This is a genomic window from Crassaminicella thermophila (assembly GCF_008152325.1).
Taxonomy (GTDB): domain Bacteria; phylum Bacillota; class Clostridia; order Peptostreptococcales; family Thermotaleaceae; genus Crassaminicella_A; species Crassaminicella_A thermophila.
In genome coordinates this window covers 479932-499895 of sequence record NZ_CP042243.1, presented here as the reverse complement: position 1 = coordinate 499895, position 19964 = coordinate 479932, and the positions used below count along the sequence as shown (strand labels likewise).

Sequence of the window (19964 nt, the reverse complement as noted above, 5' to 3'; positions counted from 1 at the left end):
TTTACCTTTATCTTCCTACTGTACCCATTCCGTTTATAATCTTATCCAACATTTCATCAACAGTAGTAATCATTCTTGCACAAGCATTGTATGCATGCTGAAACTTTATCATATTAGACATTTCTTCATCTAATGATACTCCAGATATTGATTGCCGCTTATTATCTATATCATTAATCAAAACCTGCTGATTATCTACCATTCTGATTGCTTCCTGACCATCAACCCCTAGGTTTGAAATCACTGATTTGAAGAAATCATCAGGACTTCCCCATTCAAACATATCCACATCATGTCGTAGTTCATTTAGCTTTAAAGCATTGTTGCCATCTCCTGCTAACCCCTCTCCCAAGCTATCTGCATTTGATGCTGCTGCAATGTTGTTTAGGCTGTCATGAATTTCCTTTGAAATATCCATATTTCCAGCATTTATGGTTTTTGTTTTAAACCAATTTCCATCTATTTTGATAAGTGTAAACCCTTTGTTTTTATCTTCAAAATTTCTAATAATTTCTTCATCCTTTGATCCAACTACATCTGTAGGTAGTGCAAATTCTACTCCACTATTATTTAAATCCTTTGTTTTATATTCATTTCCACTTGCATCTGTAATAATTTTATAGCCACTAGCTTTTTCATCAGCTGATAATGTATATCCACTAGCTACTTTCATCAAATAAGGACCATTAAAAAATGGAATTCCTGTTCCTGAATCAGATAAACCATATCCTGCTCCATGCTGCATATTAAAATGAGCTGCAAAGGTTGTACTGAATCTATTTAGCTGGTTCATATAGTAAGGAATCCCTTTTTCCTTTCCTGTCATATTGTCTCTAATATCTAAAAGTCCTTTTAACTTTCCAGATACACAGCTAAAGGATGTTCCTGTTTCCCATGAAACCTCTAAAAGGTTTGGCCTGTCCAGATAGTTTTTTGTTATTTCTCTTGGTCTTAGTTCTAATTTGTTGTACTTTTCCTGAAATACCAATGTACTTCCATTTATCATAATTTTTAATGTACTTGCTCCATCTTTACTTCCGCTTATTGGTATCTCTTGAACCTCAATATCTACTAATTGAGAAAGCTTGTCGATTAACAGATTTCTTTGATCTCTTAAATCATTTGCATTGCTTCCATCTAGTTCATATCTTATAATTTGTTCATTTAATGCTGCAATTTCTTTTGCGTAGCCATTTATTTGATTGACGGTAGTTTCTATTGCAAAATCTGTATTTTCTTGCATGTCCTCTAGTTGATTATACATATAGTTTATTGTTTTAGTTAGTGCAATTCCCCGTTCTCTTACCTGTGCTCTTGCAGTAAGGTTGTCAGGATTTTTATTTAATTCATGTAATGCAGAAAAAAATTCATCCATTACCTTTCTTACTCCACTATCAGAAGGTTCATTAAAGATAGCTTCTATCTGCTGCAAAGATTCTGATCTTGCTTCCCATTCTCCCTTTGTTACAAATTCTTGTCTAATCTTAAAATCTAAAAATTCATCTCTAATTTGCTGGATATTGTCTGTATCCACTCCTGTTCCGAGCATTCCTTCTCCACCAGGCAATGATATTGGATTAGACTGATTAACGTTTAATCTTTGTCTGCTGTAGCCTGGAGTTCCTGCATTTGCAATGTTGTGTCCTGTAATTTGAAGTGCTCTTTGACTTGCAAATAGTCCTGATCTTGCTATATTTAACCCAAAAAAGCTTCCGCTCATCCTAATCCCACCTTATACTTTTGCATCAAATAGATTTGGTCTATGTTTTAAATCCTGTTCATCAGCTCTGCTACCATAAGTATTTCCTTTTAATTCAACATTTGTTAGTAAGTTCACATTAAATTCAATGTAGTCTAAAGACTGCCTAATCAATTTGCCGTTTAAATCATTCAAATTTTTTATTTCTTCTAATAAAATTCTAAGCTTATCCTTTAAAGCTATTATTTCTGCTCGTTTTGAAGCCTCAATATGACTAGCTAACTCTGTAAGACTCTCAACCCAATCGATTTTTTTCTCAAATAAGATATTTCCAATAATGGCTGTTCTTATTTGATCAATCTTTCCCATAACCGCTATCACATCCTGCTCTTTTTTTGTAATTCTCTCAAGTTCTTTTACATTTCCCTCTATAAGGATTTCATTTTTATTTTTTGCTAATGTATAATAATCCTTATATATTTCATATTCTTTATTTAATGCAAGAATCAATTGGTCAACAGATTTTGACATTTCCAAGCCCCCTTCAGAGAATTCACATAAATTCATTACACCTTTTTATCAAACATGCTATTAACTATCTCTTCTGCAGAAGGGTTATAATTTCCTGAAGCTATTTGTTTTTTTATTTCTTCAACCTTTTCCTTTCTAACCTCTGGAAGTTTTTTATAAGCATTTAGTGCTATTTGAAATTCTTTTGCACTTTCTGATATCTCAATCTTATCCTTTTGCATTTTAGGTTTTTCTAGCTTATTTGAACCTTTTATATTTTTGTTATATGCTCCTAATATTTTTTGTATATTAGGATTATTATTTATTTTCATAAAAACACCCCACTTTTTCCGATATATCTACACTTAGTATCGGCAAATGTGGGGCATTTGTTTATGCTTTTTATTAAATTTACCACTTTCTTTTTTTTCTTTCTGCTGTATACATTTTCTCTTTCTGTGTTTGCTTTGTTTTATTAGGTTGTTTAAATCCACTAGTTAGCTCTCTTTTTAGTTCCTGTGCACAAGCATCACAAAATCTTCCTGTTCTTATTCCTTTTCCACATCGTTCACAGGATAATAAAAGGGCTGAATTCTCTCCTACAATTTCTAGTTTCCCTTCCCTTAAATATCTGAGAATCTTATCTTCAGGTACACCAGTTTCTTCAGATACCTCTGTAAGGGTTGCTCCTTGATTTTCATAAATATATTCTTTTACAATTTTAAAGTTTTTTTCATCTTCTCTTCTACATTTAGGACATATTTTACTTATTCCTGTATACTGAAAAATTCGCCCGCATTCTTTGCAGTTTCTGATTTCTGCCATTTTTTCTCCCCCTTTAAATATATCTATGTATTTTTACCTGTAGCAAAAGAAATTACAAAAATATTTTTAGGGCTTGCTTTAAGTATTTCTTTGCTACAGGCATCAATAGTATTTCCTGTGGTGTATACATCATCAACCATTAATATTGTTTTGCCTTTATATATATCCTTTGAAACAACAGAAAAAACATTTTTTAGATTTTTCTTTCTTTCATCCTTTGATAGCTGATTTTGAGATAGAGTTTCTTTTATTTTTACTAAATTTTTCCTATCTGCATTCCAGTCCATAGCTTTTCCTATATACTTTGCTAAAAGATAAGCTTGATTAAATCCACGTTCTCTTTCTTTTCTTTTGTGAAGTGGCACAGGAATAACAAAATCGATTTCAGATAAGCCTTCTTTTTTAAGCTTATCTACCATTATTTCTGCCATGTGATAAGCTATATACCTTTCTTTACCATATTTTAACCTATGTACTAGTTGTTTCATATTATCATCATATACTACACAAGAAAAAGCTTTTGTAAATATATGCTCTGTTTTTAAGCAATCTGGACATTTAGTAGGAAGGTATAGTTTTTCTAATGGTTTTCCGCATTTTTCACAGGCACATAAGTCAATAAACTTTATTTTTTCATAACAAGATTTACATAATGAGTATTTTTGCGTCTTTTTAATCCCTTTTTTACATACAATGCAGTAAATATTTCTTGGATATAAAAAGTCAAGTAATGTATCTATGTATAAACTTGCTGTTTTATATTTCATTATAAAATTCCTCACTAAAGACAGCAAGGGGTTTTACCTTGCAGAATAAATTTATTTATTTATTCTGCAAAATTTTTGTATGTTTTATTCTCTTTTTAAAACTCTAATAAGTTCTCATCTAAAAACCTTTTTAATCGTATCCCTAATCCTGAATTTCTTTGAATGATCCTATGGTTATCAACCATACTTTTTAGGCTTGCTTCTAATCCAACCATTACTACTAATTCCTTTGCTCTTGTTACAGCTGTATATAATAAATTTCTCGTTAAAAGCATTGGTGGTCCCCAAAAGATTGGCATAACTACAATAGGAAATTCACTTCCTTGACTTTTATGGATTGTAATGCAATAAGCTAATTCTAATTCATCAAGTTGTGAGAAATCATATGTAACTAATTTGTCCTCATCAAATTGCACAATCATCTCTTTTTCTTCATGATCAATTTTATAGATGTAGCCAAGGTCACCATTAAAAATACCTTCTCCTTCATCTTCTTCATCTATAGTTTTCCACTTTAAATTATAATTGTTTTTCATCTGCATTACTTTATCTCCTACACGGAAAATCTTGTCCTTCATTTCCTTTTCTTGCTTGTAAGGACTAGGCGGATTTAAAATAGCCTGCAGATGATTATTTAATTGATACATTCCTGCTTGTCCTTTTTTTATAGGTGTTAGTACTTGGATACTTTTAATAGGATCACAATCACTAAAGTTTGGCAATCTTTCCTTGCATAATTCTTTTATTGTTTGAACAATATGCTCTTGATTTTTTTTCTTAATAAAATAAAAGTCTTTTTCCTTTTTATTTATATAAGGATACTCTCCTTTATTGATTCTGTGCGCGTTTACTATAATCATGCTTTCTTGGGCTTGTCTAAAAATTTTATCTAGCTTTACAACCTTTATAACATTGCTATCAATAATATCTCTTAAAACATTTCCAGCTCCTACTGATGGAAGCTGATCAACATCTCCTACCAAAATCAATCTTGTCCCTGGTAATAATGCTTTCATAAGCCCTTTCATTAAACGAATATCAACCATAGACATTTCATCAATAATAACAACATCTGAAGGCAATGGATCTTCCTCGTTTTTCCCAAAATCCATGCCTGCTTCTTCTATATAAGCATATTCTAATAATCTATGAATAGTTTTTGCTTCTTTGCCTGTCGCTTCACTCATTCTTTTTGCAGCTCTTCCTGTAGGTGCTGCTAATGCAATGCTTAAATTATGATTTTCAAACATTTTGATTATACTGTTAATTGTTGTAGTTTTTCCTGTACCAGGTCCCCCTGTAATGACTAAAACACCATTATTTGCTGCTTCTTTAATAGCCTGTCTTTGATTGTTAGCTAAAACAATTTCTTCTATTTCTTCAATCTCTTGAATTTCTTTGTCTAAATCCTCTGAAAGGGGCTTTAAGCTTACTTGTGCCATTTCAATCAATTTTTTACACACATATGATTCTGCATAAAAATATGGCATAGCAAATACAACTATTTCTCCTTCTAGATTTTCTAAATGGATTTCATTGTTTAATGCTAACTTCACTAATGCATCTTCTACAAGTTCTTCCCCAACATCTAATATTTTAGCTGTTTGTTTAATCAACTCTTCTCTTGGCGTATAGGTATGCCCTTCAAGATTATATTGGGTAAGTAGATATTTTGTACCACACATAACTCGATAAGGGGATCTTGGATCAATTCCCATTCTTTTTGCAATAGCATCTGCAATTTTAAAACCGATACCAAATATATCATCTGCTAATCTATATGGATTTTCTTGTATAAACTGGATAGTCTTATCTTTATACTGTTTGTATATTTTTATTGCATAGTTTGGAGAAATTCCATATTCCCCTAAAAAAAGCATAACTTCACTAAGCTCTCTTTGCTCTTTAAAAGCTTCTACAATTTTTCTTGCTTTAGACTCTCCTATGCCATTTACTTGGGTTAATAAATGAGGTCTGTACTGCATAATATCAAGTGTTTCTTTTCCGAAGCTTTCCACAATCTTTTTTGCAAGCTTTGGCCCGATTCCTTTAATAATTCCTGAAGATAAATATTTTTCTATTCCTTCTAGAGTATTAGGCATTACTTGTCTGTAGGATGCAACTTCTAGTTGTTCTCCATATGTAGGATGGACAATCCACTTCCCTGAAAAAGCAAAGGTTTCTCCTGTATTTAAAATAGGCATATATCCTACAACCGTCACAACTTCATCCTCCGTCTCAACAGTGGCAACGGTATATCCATTTGAATCGTTTTTAAAAATAATTTCTGATAAAACTCCTTTTATTTCTACGGACATAATCTCCTCCCATAGGGCATAATCGTTTATACATATATATTACCACAGTTAATCTTTTGTCGTTAGGTCTCTTTTTTTATCATCTTTTTTAATATTTCCCTTAATTCTAAAATTTCTTTTTGTAATCTTGCAATATCCCCTTTTGTAGCTGGACTATTATATTGAATATAAAATTCATGAAATTTTTGCTCATCATACCTTCCATTAGCATATGCTTCCCTTTCTATAAGCTTTGCCTTGTTTATGTGCTGTAATACTGTTCTCATCCTATGCAAACATGTAACTTCTATTCCATTTTTCAAGCGTACAATAGTATACTTATTAGTTTCCTTTATTTCTTCTATAGAGTAAAAATTAATATATCCATGTGCTCCATCCTTTGGAAATTTTGGTTTTCTCATTTTAAAGGGAATTAATAATAATTTGTTGTGGATAAAAATAGGCACACATAAGCGTTGATGAAGCATCTTTCCGTATTTTGCTCTACAAGCTTGAATATGAATGGTATAATATTTTGCAATAATGCTTAAAATGGTTTTTACCATTCGTTTATCTATAATGACAGTTCCATCATCTATAATTAATTTTGTAGAATTTCCAATACCAGTTTTGTAAATAGGTATAATACAACAAATTCCTTTATCTAATATTTCTTCAATATCTCTCATTCTATCACCCCTTAAGAACCCAAAATGGAACGTATGTTCTATTTTCATTATATAGTTTGTCCTAAAAAAAGTCTAGTAAACAAACAAGCCAAAATGCATCTTATTTTCAACATAATAAGATGCATTTTTTATACCTATTTAAGTCTAGCAATCACTTTTGCCAACTCTTGAATACTCATACTAAGATTCTCTAGCTTTCCTTCAATCCTAACTAATAAATATATAGACACAGCAATAGGAAATCCTAGATTTGCAATATAAGTATATATCTCTTCCATTTTTACCTCCTTTCTTAACAGCCAATGATATCTTTTCTCATTTTATCTAAAGCTCGTGCTTTTGTTTTAACAACTGTCTGATAATGTACACCTAATCTTTCTGCAATCTGCTTCATATTCAAAAAATCCATATAGCAAAGCTTTAACACTATTTTTTGCTTATCCGTTAATCTTTTTATAGCTTCTTCTAAAGCATGATACCTTTCTTCTTTTAATAAATGTTCTTCTACATTTTCCCTTTCATCTACAAGCATATCTATAAATGATATTTCATCATCATCCATATTGATTTTGTTTTGTAAAGAAAGTTCATTTCTTACTTTTTTTCTTTTTTCCATATATAAAAACTTAAGCTTAAGCTTTATATAGCCTAAAAATGGTACTCCTCTCTCCTCATCAAAAATCTCTACTTCTCTTAAAATTTTCATTCCCCCTTCTTGAATCAAATCTGAAAATTCTTCATCTCCAAAATAATACTTCTTAATAGATGTAATAATTAAAGGCATCAAGCTTTTAAGTAGTTCTTCTTTTGCTAATCTATCTCCATCTTTGCACCTATTTACTAAATCCTTCATCTTATATTCCATATTCAATCCTCCTTTTTAGGAGGACCGGTCCTCTCATAACCATGGTTTATGGTTATTGTAGTATTTATAGTCAAAAAAAAGAAAAATCAACTATATCTTAGTTGACTTAGACTGTAGACAAAATAGAATTATAGACAAACAACATTAATATTTGAAAAAAATATAAAAAAATAAGTGAATGACTTTGATAACTTTTGTTCAAAACTTACTGAAATTACATGAAAAAATACGTTAAAAACCTTCACTGTTTGAACAAAGGTGAGTTTTGAAGGTTTAGTATTTTTTCATGGAATGAAGTTTAGTTTTTTCAAAAGTTATCTGGAATGAACGTTTTTTATATTTCCTTTTGAATTTAGCTATCTATAGAAGATTTATTCAACTATTCTCTACTCCTCTTAGACTTTGCTTAAATTCCCAAAATAAAAAACCATTGAAGGATCAAAACTCCTTCAATGGTTTTATTTATTATTCTCCTAACGCTTCTTTTCTTAAAATTTCAGCTTTATCTGTTTTTTCCCATGGAAGATCTATATCTGTTCTTCCAAAGTGACCATAAGCTGCTACTTGTCTGTAGATTGGTCTTCTTAAATCTAAATCTCTAATGATTGCTGCTGGTCTTAAATCAAAGTGCTTTCTTACTAGTTCTTCTAATTTTTCTTCTGATACTTTACCTGTTCCAAAGGTCTCAACAAGTACAGATACAGGTTGTGCAACACCGATTGCATAAGCAAGCTCTATTTCACACTTGTCAGCAAGTCCTGCTGCTACGATATTTTTAGCAACATATCTTGCTGCATATGCTGCAGAACGGTCAACCTTTGTTGGGTCTTTTCCTGAGAATGCACCACCGCCATGTCTTGAATAACCACCATAAGTATCTACGATAATTTTTCTACCTGTTAAACCAGCATCTCCTTGTGGTCCTCCAATAACGAATCTTCCTGTAGGATTGATGTAATATTTTGTTTTTTCATCTAATAGATTTGCTGGAACAATTTCACGAATTACATGCTCGATTAAATCTTTTTCGATTTGTTCACGTGATACTTCTGGACTATGTTGTGTAGAAATAACTATTGTATCTACTCTTACAGGTTTATCATCTACATATTCTATTGTAACCTGTGTTTTTCCATCTGGACGAAGATATTCTAATGTTCCATTTTTTCTAACTTCTGATAATCTTCTAGCTAATTTATGTGCAAGTGCGATAGGCATAGGCATAAGCTCTGGTGTTTCATTACATGCAAAACCAAACATAATTCCTTGGTCCCCTGCTCCAATCGCTTCTATTTCATCTTTCATTTCGCCTTTTTTATGTTCTAGGGCTTCATCTACACCCATAGCAATATCTGGTGACTGCTCATCTATAGAAGTAAGTACTGCACATGTATCACAGTCAAAACCATATTTTGCTCTAGTATAGCCAATTTCTTCTATCGTTTTTCTTACAATCTTTGGAATGTCTACATAACATTTTGTCGTAATTTCTCCTGCTACAAGTACTAACCCTGTTGTAACAGATGTTTCAGCTGCAACACGTGCCTGTGGATCTTTTTCAAAAATTGCATCTAGTATAGCATCTGAAATTTGATCACATATTTTATCTGGATGACCTTCTGTAACTGACTCTGAAGTGAATAATCTTCTTGCCATTGATTTCCCTCCTTAGTATTTATATATTTTGTATTGTATTTTGCCCAAAATAAACTTAAAAAAACCTCTTCATTACAAGAAGAGGTTGTTGTGATTCTGTCCTCATCTTTCAGAAATACATTCTGTAGGATTTAGCACCGTGTAAACATACCGGTTGCCGGGCTTCATAGGGCCTAGTCCCTCTACCACTCTTGATAAGGCATCAAGATTTATATTGAATTTTGTCGAAAATTATTTTATCATAGACATAAATAAAAGTCAACGACTTTTTAAAAATTTACCGCAACATGACTAATCATCATAATAATAAATGCTGCAATGCAATTTCCAATAAATATAGCTAAAAATGCATGTTTAAATCGTATATTTAATAACGAAGCTGCAATAGAACCTGTCCATACGCCTGTACTTGGCAAAGGTACAGCTACAAACAATAATAATCCTAAGCTTTTATATTTATGCACCTGTTTTGTTTTTCTTAAAGTTCTCTTTGTAATCCAGTCAATAGATTTTCTCCAATGAGGATTTTTTCTAAGCTTTTCAAAAACAGGCTTTAATAATAACAATAAAAAAGGAACTGGTATCATACTCCCCAGTAATCCTAAAATTGCTGCATGAATCGGGCTAAGTCCTAAGGATACCCCTATTGGAATAGCACCCCTTAATTCCATTACAGGCATCGCTGCCACTAGTAAAACCATTATTTCCTTAGAAAAAAAATCAAGTATTTGATTCATCATACTCTCCCTTATTCTTTATTATTTCTATTCCCTAAACTCATTATATAGTAATTATACATTTTTATGAAGAAGTATTTTATTAATTGTAATAGGTTTTTAACATTTATTTCTACTAGAGATATGAAATATCAATATTCAAAAAAGAAATATATAAAGATAAGTGAATGACTTTGATAACTTTTGTTCAAAACTTACTGAAATTACATGAAAAAATACGTTAAGAACCTTCATTGTTTGAACAAATGTGAGTTTTGAAGGTTTAGTATTTTTTCATGTAATGAAGTTTAGTTTTTTCAAAAGTTATCTGGAATGAACTTACCTTTTATATTTCCTTTTAAAATTGGATATCTATATAATATTCATATATAATGTATCCTGTAAATTTATAGAGAAAGGAATTTCTATATGAAAAAAGTATTAGGATGTATAAAAAAAGCAGTTGCTGATTTTGATATGATTCAAGATGGAGATGTAGTAGGCGTTGGTGTTTCAGGAGGAAAGGACAGCACAACCCTTTTATATGCCTTAAAATTATTTCAAAATTTTTCGCCTGTAAAATATGAATTAAAAGCTTTAACCCTAACTTTAGGCTTTGATAATTTTGATATTACACCTTTAAAAAATTTCTGTGAAAAATTAGAAATTCCCTATATTATACAGCCAACAAAAATTGGGAAAGTAGTTTTTGAAGAGAGAAAGGATAAAAATCCTTGTGCCATGTGTGCCAGGATGAGACGAGGAAGACTTCATACGCTTTGTAAAGAGCATGGCATTACAAAGCTTGCCTTAGGCCATCATGCAGACGATGCAGTAGAAACATTGTTTTTAAGTATGTTTTATGAAAGCAGAATAAGTACTTTTGACCCTGTAACTTTTTTAGATCGAAAAAATTTAACTATGATCAGGCCTTTGATATACGCATCAGAAGATGACATTATTTCTGCTGTATCTAAACATAACCTACCCATTGTAAAGAGTCCTTGTCCTGCTAATGGAAAAACTAAAAGACAATATATGAAAAATTTATTAAAGCAAATTAATAAAGATATTCCAAACGCAAGAGATAGAGTGATCACAGCATTAAAGAACAAAGATCAGCTAAATATATGGATCAAAAATTAGCATATTTTTCACCTCCTTATATATATATCATATAAGGGGGTGTTTTCTCTTTGAATGTAAATTATCGTAAATATCCATATAGGATTCAAGTAAACTGTGTCAATGAAAATGCTGTAGAAATATTATCACAAGCAATTAAAGATAACCTCTCTGATCGTGTTGTTGTAATCTGTATCGGTACAGATCGTTGCATTGGTGATACCTTAGGTCCTCTTGTAGGTACTATGCTAGAAGACAAAAACTTTAGATTTCCTGTTTATGGTACCTTAGATGATCCTATTCATGCAGTAAATTTAAAAGAATCTATAAAAACAATAAAAAAACAACATCCTGACGGGTTCTTTATTGCAGTAGATGCTTGTTTGGGGAATGAAGAAATGATTGGAAATATTCATATAAAAAAAGGTCCTATCTTTCCTGGAAAAGGAGTAGGAAAAAGGTTACCTGGTGTTGGTCATATTTCTATAGTTGGTATTGTTGATAAAATTAATCATGATGATTGTTTTTCTATGCATAATATCCGGTTAAGCTTAGTCATGAAAATGGCTAAAATAATAGTAGATGCTTTTGTACTCGCAACTTATTTATCATAATCAATGTTGTAGGTAAATTCTTTATTTACCTACAACAATTCAACAATAAAAGGTATTGTTAACATAGAAGACAATGTTGAAATAAATATAAGCTGCGAAGCTAGCCTATAGTCACTATCATATTTTGCAGCAAACATTGCACAATTGGCTGCAACTGGCATTGCTGTAATTATAACAGGGATTCCTTTTGTAATTTGATCAAAATTAAACAATTTTAATATACATAATACAATCATAGGCAAAAAAATTAATCGAATAATACTGCATAAAAAAACACTACCATTTGTAAATATTTTCTTTACATTCATATCTGCTAAAATAGATCCAATAAAAATCATAGATAAAGGAGTAGTTGTACTTCCTATAATATTTAATGCTTTAAAAATAGGATAAGGAAATTTTGTAGAAGTAAGAAACATAGTAAATCCTATAAAAACAGAAATAATTCCAGGATTCAGTAACCCCTTTAATTTAGGACCTCCTTTACTATGTTCCCTTTGCTTTATCTTCTCTCTATGAGTCCTACTCATAATCATTATTCCAAGAGTCCAAGTTAATACATTAAAAGGAAGGTTATATATAGCAGCATAGAATATTCCTTCTTTTCCAAAGATAGCATTTACCATTGGATAACCCATAAAACCCACATTTGAAAATATAATACCATACTGAAGAACATCTCTAGTCATCCCTTTCATTTTAAACAGCTTTACAGTTATATAAGATATTATTATTGATAAAGCATATACACATAAAGAAATCATTAATAATGAACCGCTTTTTATCATCATTTGCTTTGAGAAAGCATAATTGCTTAAAGAAGATAGTACCAAAGCAGGTAATGCAACATAAAGAATTAAATTGCTTAAATCATGGTTTAAATCATTACTGATTACACGAAGTCTTTTAGATATATATCCAGTCATTAATAGTAAAAATAAAATAAATACTTGAGTTAGGGTCTGCACATTTATCTTCCTCTCTTATCATGCCAATAGCTTGGCTTTATCGTTTATTTATAATATTTATTAAATACTCAATAAATTGATCCTTTAAATCTTCTCTCTTTAATGCAAATTCTACTGTAGCTTGCAAAAAACCTAGTTTATCACCTACATCATATCTCTTTCCTTCAAAGTTATAAGCATACATGGCTTCTAAGTTTGCTAATTCTCTTAATGCATCTGTAAGCTGTATTTCTCCACCTTTTCCAGGTTGTGTATGTTCTAAAATTTCAAATATTCTAGAAGTAATAATATATCTTCCTAAGATTGCTATATTAGAAGGTGCATCTTCTACTTTAGGTTTCTCTATGAGATCTTTTACTTTATATACGCGATCTTCAATATATTTTCCTTTTACAATCCCATATTTATATACATCTTCTCTTGGCACCTCTTGTACACCTAAAACAGTCGTCTTGTATTCATCATATACATCAATCATCTGCTTTAAGCAGGGTTTTTCTGCATCAACAATATCATCTCCTAATAGTACAGCAAAGGGTTCATTTCCAATAAAACTCTTTGCACAATAAATAGCATGACCCAATCCCTTAGGCTCTTTTTGACGTATATAATGGATATTCACCATATTAGATATCTTTCTTACTTCTTCTAATAGATCTGTTTTTCCTTTTTTTTCTAGTTCTAATTCTAACTCTATACTCTTATCGAAATGGTCTTCAATAGACTTTTTGTTCCTTCCAGTAATAATAAGTATTTCTTCAATCCCTGACGCTACAGCTTCTTCAATAATGTATTGTAAAGTAGGTTTATCAACAATCGGAAGCATTTCTTTAGGCTGTGCCTTCGTTGCTGGCAAAAATCTAGTACCCAGTCCTGCTGCTGGTATAATCGCTTTACGTACCTTCATAATGTTTTGTCTCCTCTCTTTTAATATATTTTACATTATTTTTTCATGTAATGAAGTTTAGTTTTTTCAAAAGTTATCTTGGAATGAACATTCTTTTTATATTTTTTTTAAAATTAGTTATCTATAGCATTCACATATACTTTTGCAAAAACTCCCACAATGCTTGATTAATAATATCCTGCTGCTTCAGTTCTCTATGCTTTTTAACAAATTCATTGAATTTATCTAAAACCTCTTTATATACTTTAATACTTTTTACACATAATTCTCCTTCAAAAGCATTGATACATAGCCCTTGTTTACTTGCCACAGTTCTTTCTTTCCAATTATTTACTATATCCTTCAAATCGTCTTTTATTTCAATTAACTCTAATAAATCAAAATAGATTTCTTTTGTAAGATTTATATTACTTACTTTTTCTTCTTTTATTGTAGGATCATAATTTCTTTTTATTTCTTTCTCTTTTATGTATATGTTTTTTTCACTATTAAAAATATAGCCTCTTTTTTTAAAACGATTTCTTATTGTTGTCTTACTTATCTTCAACTCACTGCAAACCTTTCTGATGCTACTGTTTTTTAGCATCTTATTAAAAACTTCAACTTGTTTTTCTATTTCTAAAAGATTAAATTCTTCCCTATTCATCTCTATCCCCCTCATAACATAGAGTAATCAAAAGTAATATTCTACATTAAACATCATTTTCCTTTTTATTGACATTCAACCCTTTATATGATAGTCTAATATAAATAATGTACCTTTAAATTAACCCCGTGAGGTTAAAAAGGCTAAAAACACTTATGTATCATATTATGTATTTTTATGCCTTTTTGCCTCTGGACAAAAAGGCATTTTTATTACCTTTAAACTGGTCCTGTGAGACCAAAAAGGAGGAAAAAAGAATGAATGAATGTGTAAGACATCTTATTGATCTAGAAGATTTTACACCAAAAGAAATTAACGAACTAATAGAACTTGCAAAAAAAATGTATTCTTTTCCTGAAAAATACAACCAAGTATGCAAAGGAAAAATATTAGCTACCCTTTTTTATGAACCTAGTACAAGAACAAGGCTAAGTTTTGAATCAGCAATGCTAAGATTAGGAGGAAACATATTAGGTTTTAGTGATGCAAACACAAGCTCTGTATCAAAGGGAGAGAGCATCGCAGACACTATAAGGGTAATATCTGGTTATGCAGATATCGCTGTTATGCGACATCCAAAAGAAGGTGCTCCAAAGCTTGCTTCCCTATACTCAGATATTCCTATAATCAATGGAGGAGATGGTGGGCATCAGCATCCAACACAAACCCTTACAGATTTATTAACAATAAACATATATAAAGGGTCTATAGAGAATCAAGTCATTGCATTTTGTGGAGATTTAAAATTTGGTAGAACAGTACACTCATTAATCCGTACACTCGCTAGATATGGCAATAAAAAATTCATATTAATATCTCCTAAAGAATTAGGCCTACCTGATTCATTAAAAAGAAAACTTATTGAAGAGTACTCAGTTGTGTTAAAAGAGGTTAGTAATTTAGAAGAAGTCATTGAAGAAATTGATATATTATACATGACAAGAATACAAAAAGAAAGATTTTTTTCAATGAAGCAGACTATAACAGATTGAAAGATTCTTATATATTAAATTTACAAAAAATAAAAGATGCAAAGGAAGATATGATTATTATGCATCCACTTCCTAGAGTAAATGAAATCGCCTACGAAGTAGATGATGACAAAAGAGCAGTCTACTTTGAACAAGCAAAGCTTGGCGTGTATATTCGAATGGCACTCATTACAAAATTATTGGGGGTGGAATGCGAATGCTAGAAGTTAATAGTATAAAAAAAGGAATTGTATTAGACCATATAACTGTTGAAAACGGCTTAAAAATATTTAATAAATTAATGCTGGATAAGGTAGATTATCCTGTAGTACTATTAATGAACGTACCAAGTAAAGCTATGGGAAAAAAAGATATTATTAAAATAGAAAACAACATAGATATTGATTTAGATTTTTTAGGACTTATTGATCATAATATATCAGTAAATATAATTGAAGATGGCAAAGTTATTCTTAAAAAGAAAGTATCAATTCCAAAAAGAGTAAAGGGGATATTCCCTTGCCATAATCCAAGATGCATAACAAATTTTGATAATTATGTAAAGCCTAGCTTTGAGTTAGTATCTCCATCTAGATTAGCTTATCAATGTGATTTTTGTGAAGAAATTACAGAATACAAAATTTAAGCTATGGAAAAAATTCCATAGCTTTTATGCTAGTTTCTCGTTTTTTATGCTTACAATGTTGTTCCAACGACCACACTTATCTCCCCATCTAGCAACCATTTTTTCGTCTCTAAAAAATTCTACTACCTCACACATGTTTGGACAATATTCACATTCAAAGCTTTTTACAGTATAGCTACTATCAGCAACTTCAAAGCCTTTAAAATTTGTTTTTCCTACTCTTTCTACTTCTTCTTTTGCTAATAAAGCTACTCCTATTGCCCCCATTACATTTGCATATGGTGGAACTATTACTTCACAGCCTAATATTTTTTCAAATGCTTTTCGAATCCCTACATTTGCAGCAACGCCTCCCTGAAATACAATAGGTGGTTTTATTTCTTTTCCCTTTCCTAGATTATTTAGATAATTTCTTACCAAAGCTTCACATAAACCATTAATAATATCCTCTTGATTATGACCTAATTGCTGTTTATGTATCATATCTGATTCTGCAAAAACAGCACATCTTCCAGCAATTCGTACAGGCAATTTTGATTTCAAAGCAAATTTCCCAAATTCTTCTATAGGAATACCCAATCTTTCAGCTTGTCTATCTAAAAATGAGCCTGTCCCTGCAGCACAAACTGTATTCATTGCAAAATCATATAAAACACCATCTCTTAAAAGAATAATCTTAGAATCTTGTCCTCCAATTTCAATAATAGTTTTAACATCTGGCACAAAGTTTAAAGCAGCAATCCCATGGGCTGTTATTTCATTTTTTATAACATCAGCCCCTATCATAATTCCTCCGAGCTGCCTACCGCTTCCAGTAGTACCTACCCCTAGAATCTTAACATCTTCATCTAATCTATTTTTTATTTTAGATAATCCTTTTTTAATAGTCTCAATAGGTTTGCCCTGTGTTCTTATATACAATGTATCTAGTATATTTTCATCTTCATCCATCACAATGATATTCGTACTTACAGAGCCAATATCAACGCCAAGATAACATTTTCTCATTTTTATATTTTTCCCTCCTATTTCTTAGCAGATCAATATATGCTTCAAGTCTAGTAACGTATCCTGCTTCACCTGTCATTTCATCAATAATCAGAGTTAAAATAGGAATACCATACTCCTGCTGTAGCTTTGGTAATATACTCATAGCAACAATTTCAGGCATACAAGTAAAAGGCATTATCTGTATGACACCATCATACCCTTCTTTCGTATACAATATAGTATTTCCTATGGTTTCCCTTCCATGCCCTCCTACCATCGTCTTCATATAAGGTTTTGCAGCTTTTCTTACTTGCTTCTCTCTCGTGCTACCGATACTATTGTAAAATAAATGCTCTAGTACCCATCCTGATGTAGTATGCGATTTATGAACCTCAGCTCCAAGCTCATTTAATTTTTTGCCAATGTCTATATTTGCAAAATCTTCTATTATTGTATAGATTTCACCTACAATCCCAACTTTTAGAACATCTCTATCTTTTTGAAGATCTATATCTTTTATTGCTTCTTGTGCTTGATGGATATATTTGATCATTTGAGAAGAGCCTGTACTTTTTTCTAGGTTCTTTATAAGCTCTTTATATAAAGTATCAATCTCTCCTTTATTTTTTTCATAAGGTCTAAGCTTTAATACGCTTGCTTCAAACTTATCTAATTTTCTCAATACTTGAATCCCATTTTTTAAACTTTTTCCAATCTTTATCATGTTCTTTGTATTGGCAACTCTACTTACCCGATTATAAAATTCTTTCAGATCTCCATCTGGTGCTTCTAATATAACGAATTCTACATCGTAACCTAAATCTTTTAAAATTTCCTTTTCTACCTCTGCAAAATATCCATATCTACAAGGGCCACAGCTTCCTGTCACAAGAATTGTATCCGCACCTTTTTCAATGCTTTGTATGTAATTTCCTAAATTTATTTTCATAGGTAAGCATATTAGTTCTGGTGAATATTTTGTACCTATTTCTAAAGTTTTTTTACTATTTTTTGGAGGAAGTACAACTTCTACCCCCAAGTCATCAAACATAGCTTTAACGGGTAGATATGTATTCCCCATATGTGGAAAAGTTATTTTCATTTTTTCCCCTCCATTTAATCATGTCTACAAAGGCCTCTATCCTTGTATCTATTCCTGCTTCTCCTGTATGCTCATCTAAAGTAAGTAAAATAAAAGGCTTTTCTGAACTCCTTCGCGTACGGCGTTCTGCAATATCTGCTATAACAGAATCTAATCCACAGCCAAAGCTTGATAAGTAAATTATCCCTTGAATATCTTCTCTCTCCATTGCATGAAAAGCAGCTCCAAGTACTTTTCTTCCAAAACTCCAAAACATCTTCTTATCCATAGTTGCTGCCTTCTTATTAATAATATTTCGATCGAAGCTATCTTGCGTTAAAACTTCAAGTCCATACTTTCTTAATTTTTCTATAATGTTCATACTAAGATATTTATCATAAATATTATAAGGATGTCCTAAAAGAACAATTTTTTGTCTATATTTATATGGATTTATATATTTAAAAACCTTATTCCCTTCTATATCAACCGGTAATATTCCATCCTTTATTTTTGCCTTATAGCTCTCATGCTGTTTTATTGCTTCTCTAAAAGCAAAATCTATTTTCTTTTTATCTGTTGTAATAATTTTTCCGATCTCATGAACAGTTTTTGGTAAATTTTTCTTTGATTTGTGAAAATCTATTGTTGTATCTATAATTGGCGGTAAATCTTTTACTGCACTTTTAATCATTTCTGGTAGTCCACAAAACTTTGGACAAATATATTCATTTTTATAAATGCTCATAATCTTTGGTACAAAAATATAATCAACCTTATCCTTTAAAGCAATCACATGACCATGATATACTTTCACAGGCAAGCAAGCTTCATCTACTGTATTTTTAACTCCATAATCTATAATCTGTTTATTTGTTTTTTCAGATACCACCACCTCTGCTTCAAGCGTCTCAAAAAACTTTGTCCAAAGCGGATAGTAGTAGTAATATAAAAGTCCCCTAGGTATGCCAATTTTCATACTTATCCTATCCTTTCTATTTGCAATTCCTCTATCTTCTATATCATTGTTTACAATTTATATAAATTTTAAACAGAAGAATTTTAAAAAACCGTGTTACGAAAATCGTAACACGGTTTTTTTATAAAAGACTTTCTTATTTTAATAATGCATCTAACCTATCTTTATCAAAGCCTTGAATGGTTTCATCTCCTACCATAATAACAGGTACTCCCATAAACCCTTTTTTTATTAATTCTTTACGTGCAGCCATATCCTTTGAAACATTTTTTTCAATGTACTCAACACCTAAAGATTTTAAATATTCCTTTGCATCTTTACAATATATACAAGTATCACTTGAATATACTACTACATTTTTACTCATATAAAATTCCTCCTTTTATTTCATATAATTATGATATACCCAATAAGGTATCAATTTATTCACAAATTGTTGCTGCTTTTTTATTAATCATTTTCTTTCTATCTTGACTTTGTTTTATTAATGCTGTTGTATGACCCATAGGGCATACTTGACACCAGCTTCTTGGCTTAAATATAACTCCCATTATAAAAGCTAGTATAGATGATGCTACCATTAATCTAAAAATAGCAAAACCTACAGCTTTAATAACATTTGGTGCTTGAAAAGCATGATATAATGATATACTAAACATAATCATCATCAATGTCAACAATATATTTTTAGCTGATTTCCCTCTTAAAGCTTTTGGTAAATTTTTATCTAAACTTACATATTTAAGAAAATTTCCTAGTATTGATCCCCTAGGACAATATTTTGAGCAGTGAATTTTTCCTCTCCCTCTTAACGCATGATAAATAGGAGCAGCCATACAAACAAATCCCAATAATCCAAATCTTACATCAACAATAGCTAATATAAAAAACAAAACCATTAATATCCATGACCATGATTGATGTGACTTTTTTGCAGCCATATTCTCCTCTCCTTTCCTATAAAACTTTATAACATTTTAACATCCAAGCACAAATTGCACTTGGATGTTTTC

Annotated in this window: 22 protein-coding genes, 1 pseudogene and 1 riboswitch; of the genes and pseudogenes, 4 read left to right on the top strand and 19 right to left on the bottom strand. The window is 30.9% G+C overall.

All coding sequences use genetic code 11. The features are described 5' to 3' along the window. Window positions 1-7: 7 nt before the first annotated feature. The 11 genes from flgK to FQB35_RS02330 all read right to left on the bottom strand — a co-directional run bounded on the left by flgK (window position 8) and on the right by FQB35_RS02330 (window position 10045). Window positions 8-1720 carry a flagellar hook-associated protein FlgK gene (gene flgK / locus FQB35_RS02380; protein ID WP_148808380.1) on the bottom strand — a complete coding sequence of 571 codons (1713 nt, stop codon included), beginning with the start codon at window positions 1718-1720 and terminating at the stop codon, window positions 8-10. A gap of 12 nt (window positions 1721-1732) precedes the next feature. Beyond that, the gene (locus FQB35_RS02375; RefSeq protein ID WP_168198214.1) at window positions 1733-2230 is read right to left on the bottom strand and encodes a flagellar protein FlgN; all 498 of its coding nucleotides are present in this window, start codon (window positions 2228-2230) and stop codon (window positions 1733-1735) included. Between the two features lie 35 nt (window positions 2231-2265). Continuing rightward, on the bottom strand, window positions 2266-2541 hold the full coding sequence (flgM, locus tag FQB35_RS02370) for a flagellar biosynthesis anti-sigma factor FlgM (protein ID WP_148808378.1): 276 nt from the start codon (window positions 2539-2541) through the stop codon (window positions 2266-2268). 79 nt (window positions 2542-2620) lie between these two features. Next, on the bottom strand, window positions 2621-3034 hold the full coding sequence (locus FQB35_RS02365) for a TIGR03826 family flagellar region protein (RefSeq protein WP_148808377.1): 414 nt from the start codon (window positions 3032-3034) through the stop codon (window positions 2621-2623). A 23-nt stretch (window positions 3035-3057) separates the two neighbouring features. Then, window positions 3058-3801, bottom strand: coding sequence for a ComF family protein (locus FQB35_RS02360; RefSeq protein ID WP_148808376.1), 744 nt, complete (start codon window positions 3799-3801; stop codon window positions 3058-3060). Window positions 3802-3896: 95 nt separating this feature from the next. Then, on the bottom strand, window positions 3897-6119 hold the full coding sequence (gene recD2, locus FQB35_RS02355; protein WP_148808375.1) for an SF1B family DNA helicase RecD2: 2223 nt from the start codon (window positions 6117-6119) through the stop codon (window positions 3897-3899). A gap of 62 nt (window positions 6120-6181) precedes the next feature. Continuing rightward, window positions 6182-6787 carry a hypothetical protein gene (locus tag FQB35_RS02350; RefSeq protein WP_148808374.1) on the bottom strand — a complete coding sequence of 202 codons (606 nt, stop codon included), beginning with the start codon at window positions 6785-6787 and terminating at the stop codon, window positions 6182-6184. Window positions 6788-6921: 134 nt separating this feature from the next. Further along, window positions 6922-7065, bottom strand: a complete 144-nt coding sequence (locus FQB35_RS02345) for a YvrJ family protein (RefSeq protein ID WP_148808373.1) — start codon at window positions 7063-7065, stop codon at window positions 6922-6924. Window positions 7066-7079: 14 nt separating this feature from the next. Beyond that, window positions 7080-7652, bottom strand: a complete 573-nt coding sequence (locus FQB35_RS02340; RefSeq protein ID WP_148808372.1) for a sigma-70 family RNA polymerase sigma factor — start codon at window positions 7650-7652, stop codon at window positions 7080-7082. A gap of 465 nt (window positions 7653-8117) precedes the next feature. Beyond that, on the bottom strand, window positions 8118-9308 hold the full coding sequence (gene metK / locus FQB35_RS02335) for a methionine adenosyltransferase (RefSeq protein ID WP_148808371.1): 1191 nt from the start codon (window positions 9306-9308) through the stop codon (window positions 8118-8120). Between the two features lie 99 nt (window positions 9309-9407). After that, window positions 9408-9509: riboswitch (SAM riboswitch) on the bottom strand. A 68-nt stretch (window positions 9510-9577) separates the two neighbouring features. Further along, the gene (locus FQB35_RS02330) at window positions 9578-10045 is read right to left on the bottom strand and encodes a COG2426 family protein (RefSeq protein ID WP_148808370.1); all 468 of its coding nucleotides are present in this window, start codon (window positions 10043-10045) and stop codon (window positions 9578-9580) included. Between the two features lie 408 nt (window positions 10046-10453). On the opposite strand from FQB35_RS02330, the gene FQB35_RS02325 reads away from it, so the two are divergent. Then, on the top strand, window positions 10454-11170 hold the full coding sequence (locus FQB35_RS02325) for a tRNA 2-thiocytidine biosynthesis TtcA family protein (RefSeq protein WP_148808369.1): 717 nt from the start codon (window positions 10454-10456) through the stop codon (window positions 11168-11170). Between the two features lie 50 nt (window positions 11171-11220). Further along, a complete protein-coding gene (gene yyaC / locus FQB35_RS02320; RefSeq protein ID WP_148808368.1) occupies window positions 11221-11763 on the top strand; it encodes a spore protease YyaC in 543 nt (180 codons plus the stop codon). A gap of 29 nt (window positions 11764-11792) precedes the next feature. On the opposite strand, the gene FQB35_RS02315 is transcribed toward yyaC, so the two are convergent. From FQB35_RS02315 to FQB35_RS02305, 3 genes are all read right to left on the bottom strand, one after another. Then, the gene (locus FQB35_RS02315) at window positions 11793-12731 is read right to left on the bottom strand and encodes an AEC family transporter (protein WP_148808367.1); all 939 of its coding nucleotides are present in this window, start codon (window positions 12729-12731) and stop codon (window positions 11793-11795) included. Window positions 12732-12768: 37 nt separating this feature from the next. Further along, on the bottom strand, window positions 12769-13638 hold the full coding sequence (galU, locus tag FQB35_RS02310) for a UTP--glucose-1-phosphate uridylyltransferase GalU (RefSeq protein WP_148808366.1): 870 nt from the start codon (window positions 13636-13638) through the stop codon (window positions 12769-12771). A gap of 130 nt (window positions 13639-13768) precedes the next feature. Further along, a complete protein-coding gene (locus FQB35_RS02305; RefSeq protein WP_148808365.1) occupies window positions 13769-14284 on the bottom strand; it encodes a hypothetical protein in 516 nt (171 codons plus the stop codon). A 257-nt stretch (window positions 14285-14541) separates the two neighbouring features. Here FQB35_RS02305 and pyrB point away from each other — a divergent pair. Then, window positions 14542-15479 (top strand): annotated as a pseudogene (gene pyrB, locus FQB35_RS02300) (aspartate carbamoyltransferase). Further along, window positions 15473-15901 (top strand): aspartate carbamoyltransferase regulatory subunit, encoded by a 429-nt coding sequence (locus FQB35_RS02295; protein WP_148808364.1) that lies wholly within the window; start codon window positions 15473-15475, stop codon window positions 15899-15901. Before pyrB ends, FQB35_RS02295 begins: the two are co-directional and overlap by 7 nt. Window positions 15902-15925: 24 nt before the next feature. On the opposite strand, the gene FQB35_RS02290 is transcribed toward FQB35_RS02295, so the two are convergent. The 5 genes from FQB35_RS02290 to FQB35_RS02270 form a co-directional block, all read right to left on the bottom strand. Further along, on the bottom strand, window positions 15926-16909 hold the full coding sequence (locus FQB35_RS02290; RefSeq protein ID WP_148808363.1) for an acyl-CoA dehydratase activase: 984 nt from the start codon (window positions 16907-16909) through the stop codon (window positions 15926-15928). Beyond that, window positions 16884-17993 (bottom strand): acyl-CoA dehydratase activase-related protein, encoded by a 1110-nt coding sequence (locus tag FQB35_RS02285; RefSeq protein WP_148808362.1) that lies wholly within the window; start codon window positions 17991-17993, stop codon window positions 16884-16886. The genes FQB35_RS02290 and FQB35_RS02285 overlap by 26 nt, the downstream gene beginning before the upstream one ends. Further along, the gene (locus tag FQB35_RS02280) at window positions 17947-18951 is read right to left on the bottom strand and encodes an acyl-CoA dehydratase activase-related protein (RefSeq protein ID WP_333473045.1); all 1005 of its coding nucleotides are present in this window, start codon (window positions 18949-18951) and stop codon (window positions 17947-17949) included. The genes FQB35_RS02285 and FQB35_RS02280 overlap by 47 nt, the downstream gene beginning before the upstream one ends. A 136-nt stretch (window positions 18952-19087) precedes the next feature. Beyond that, window positions 19088-19318: a glutaredoxin family protein gene (locus FQB35_RS02275; protein WP_148808360.1), complete on the bottom strand. Its 231-nt coding sequence runs from the start codon at window positions 19316-19318 to the stop codon at window positions 19088-19090. Window positions 19319-19373: 55 nt separating this feature from the next. Then, the gene (locus tag FQB35_RS02270; protein WP_148808359.1) at window positions 19374-19892 is read right to left on the bottom strand and encodes a 4Fe-4S binding protein; all 519 of its coding nucleotides are present in this window, start codon (window positions 19890-19892) and stop codon (window positions 19374-19376) included. Window positions 19893-19964 lie beyond the last annotated feature (72 nt).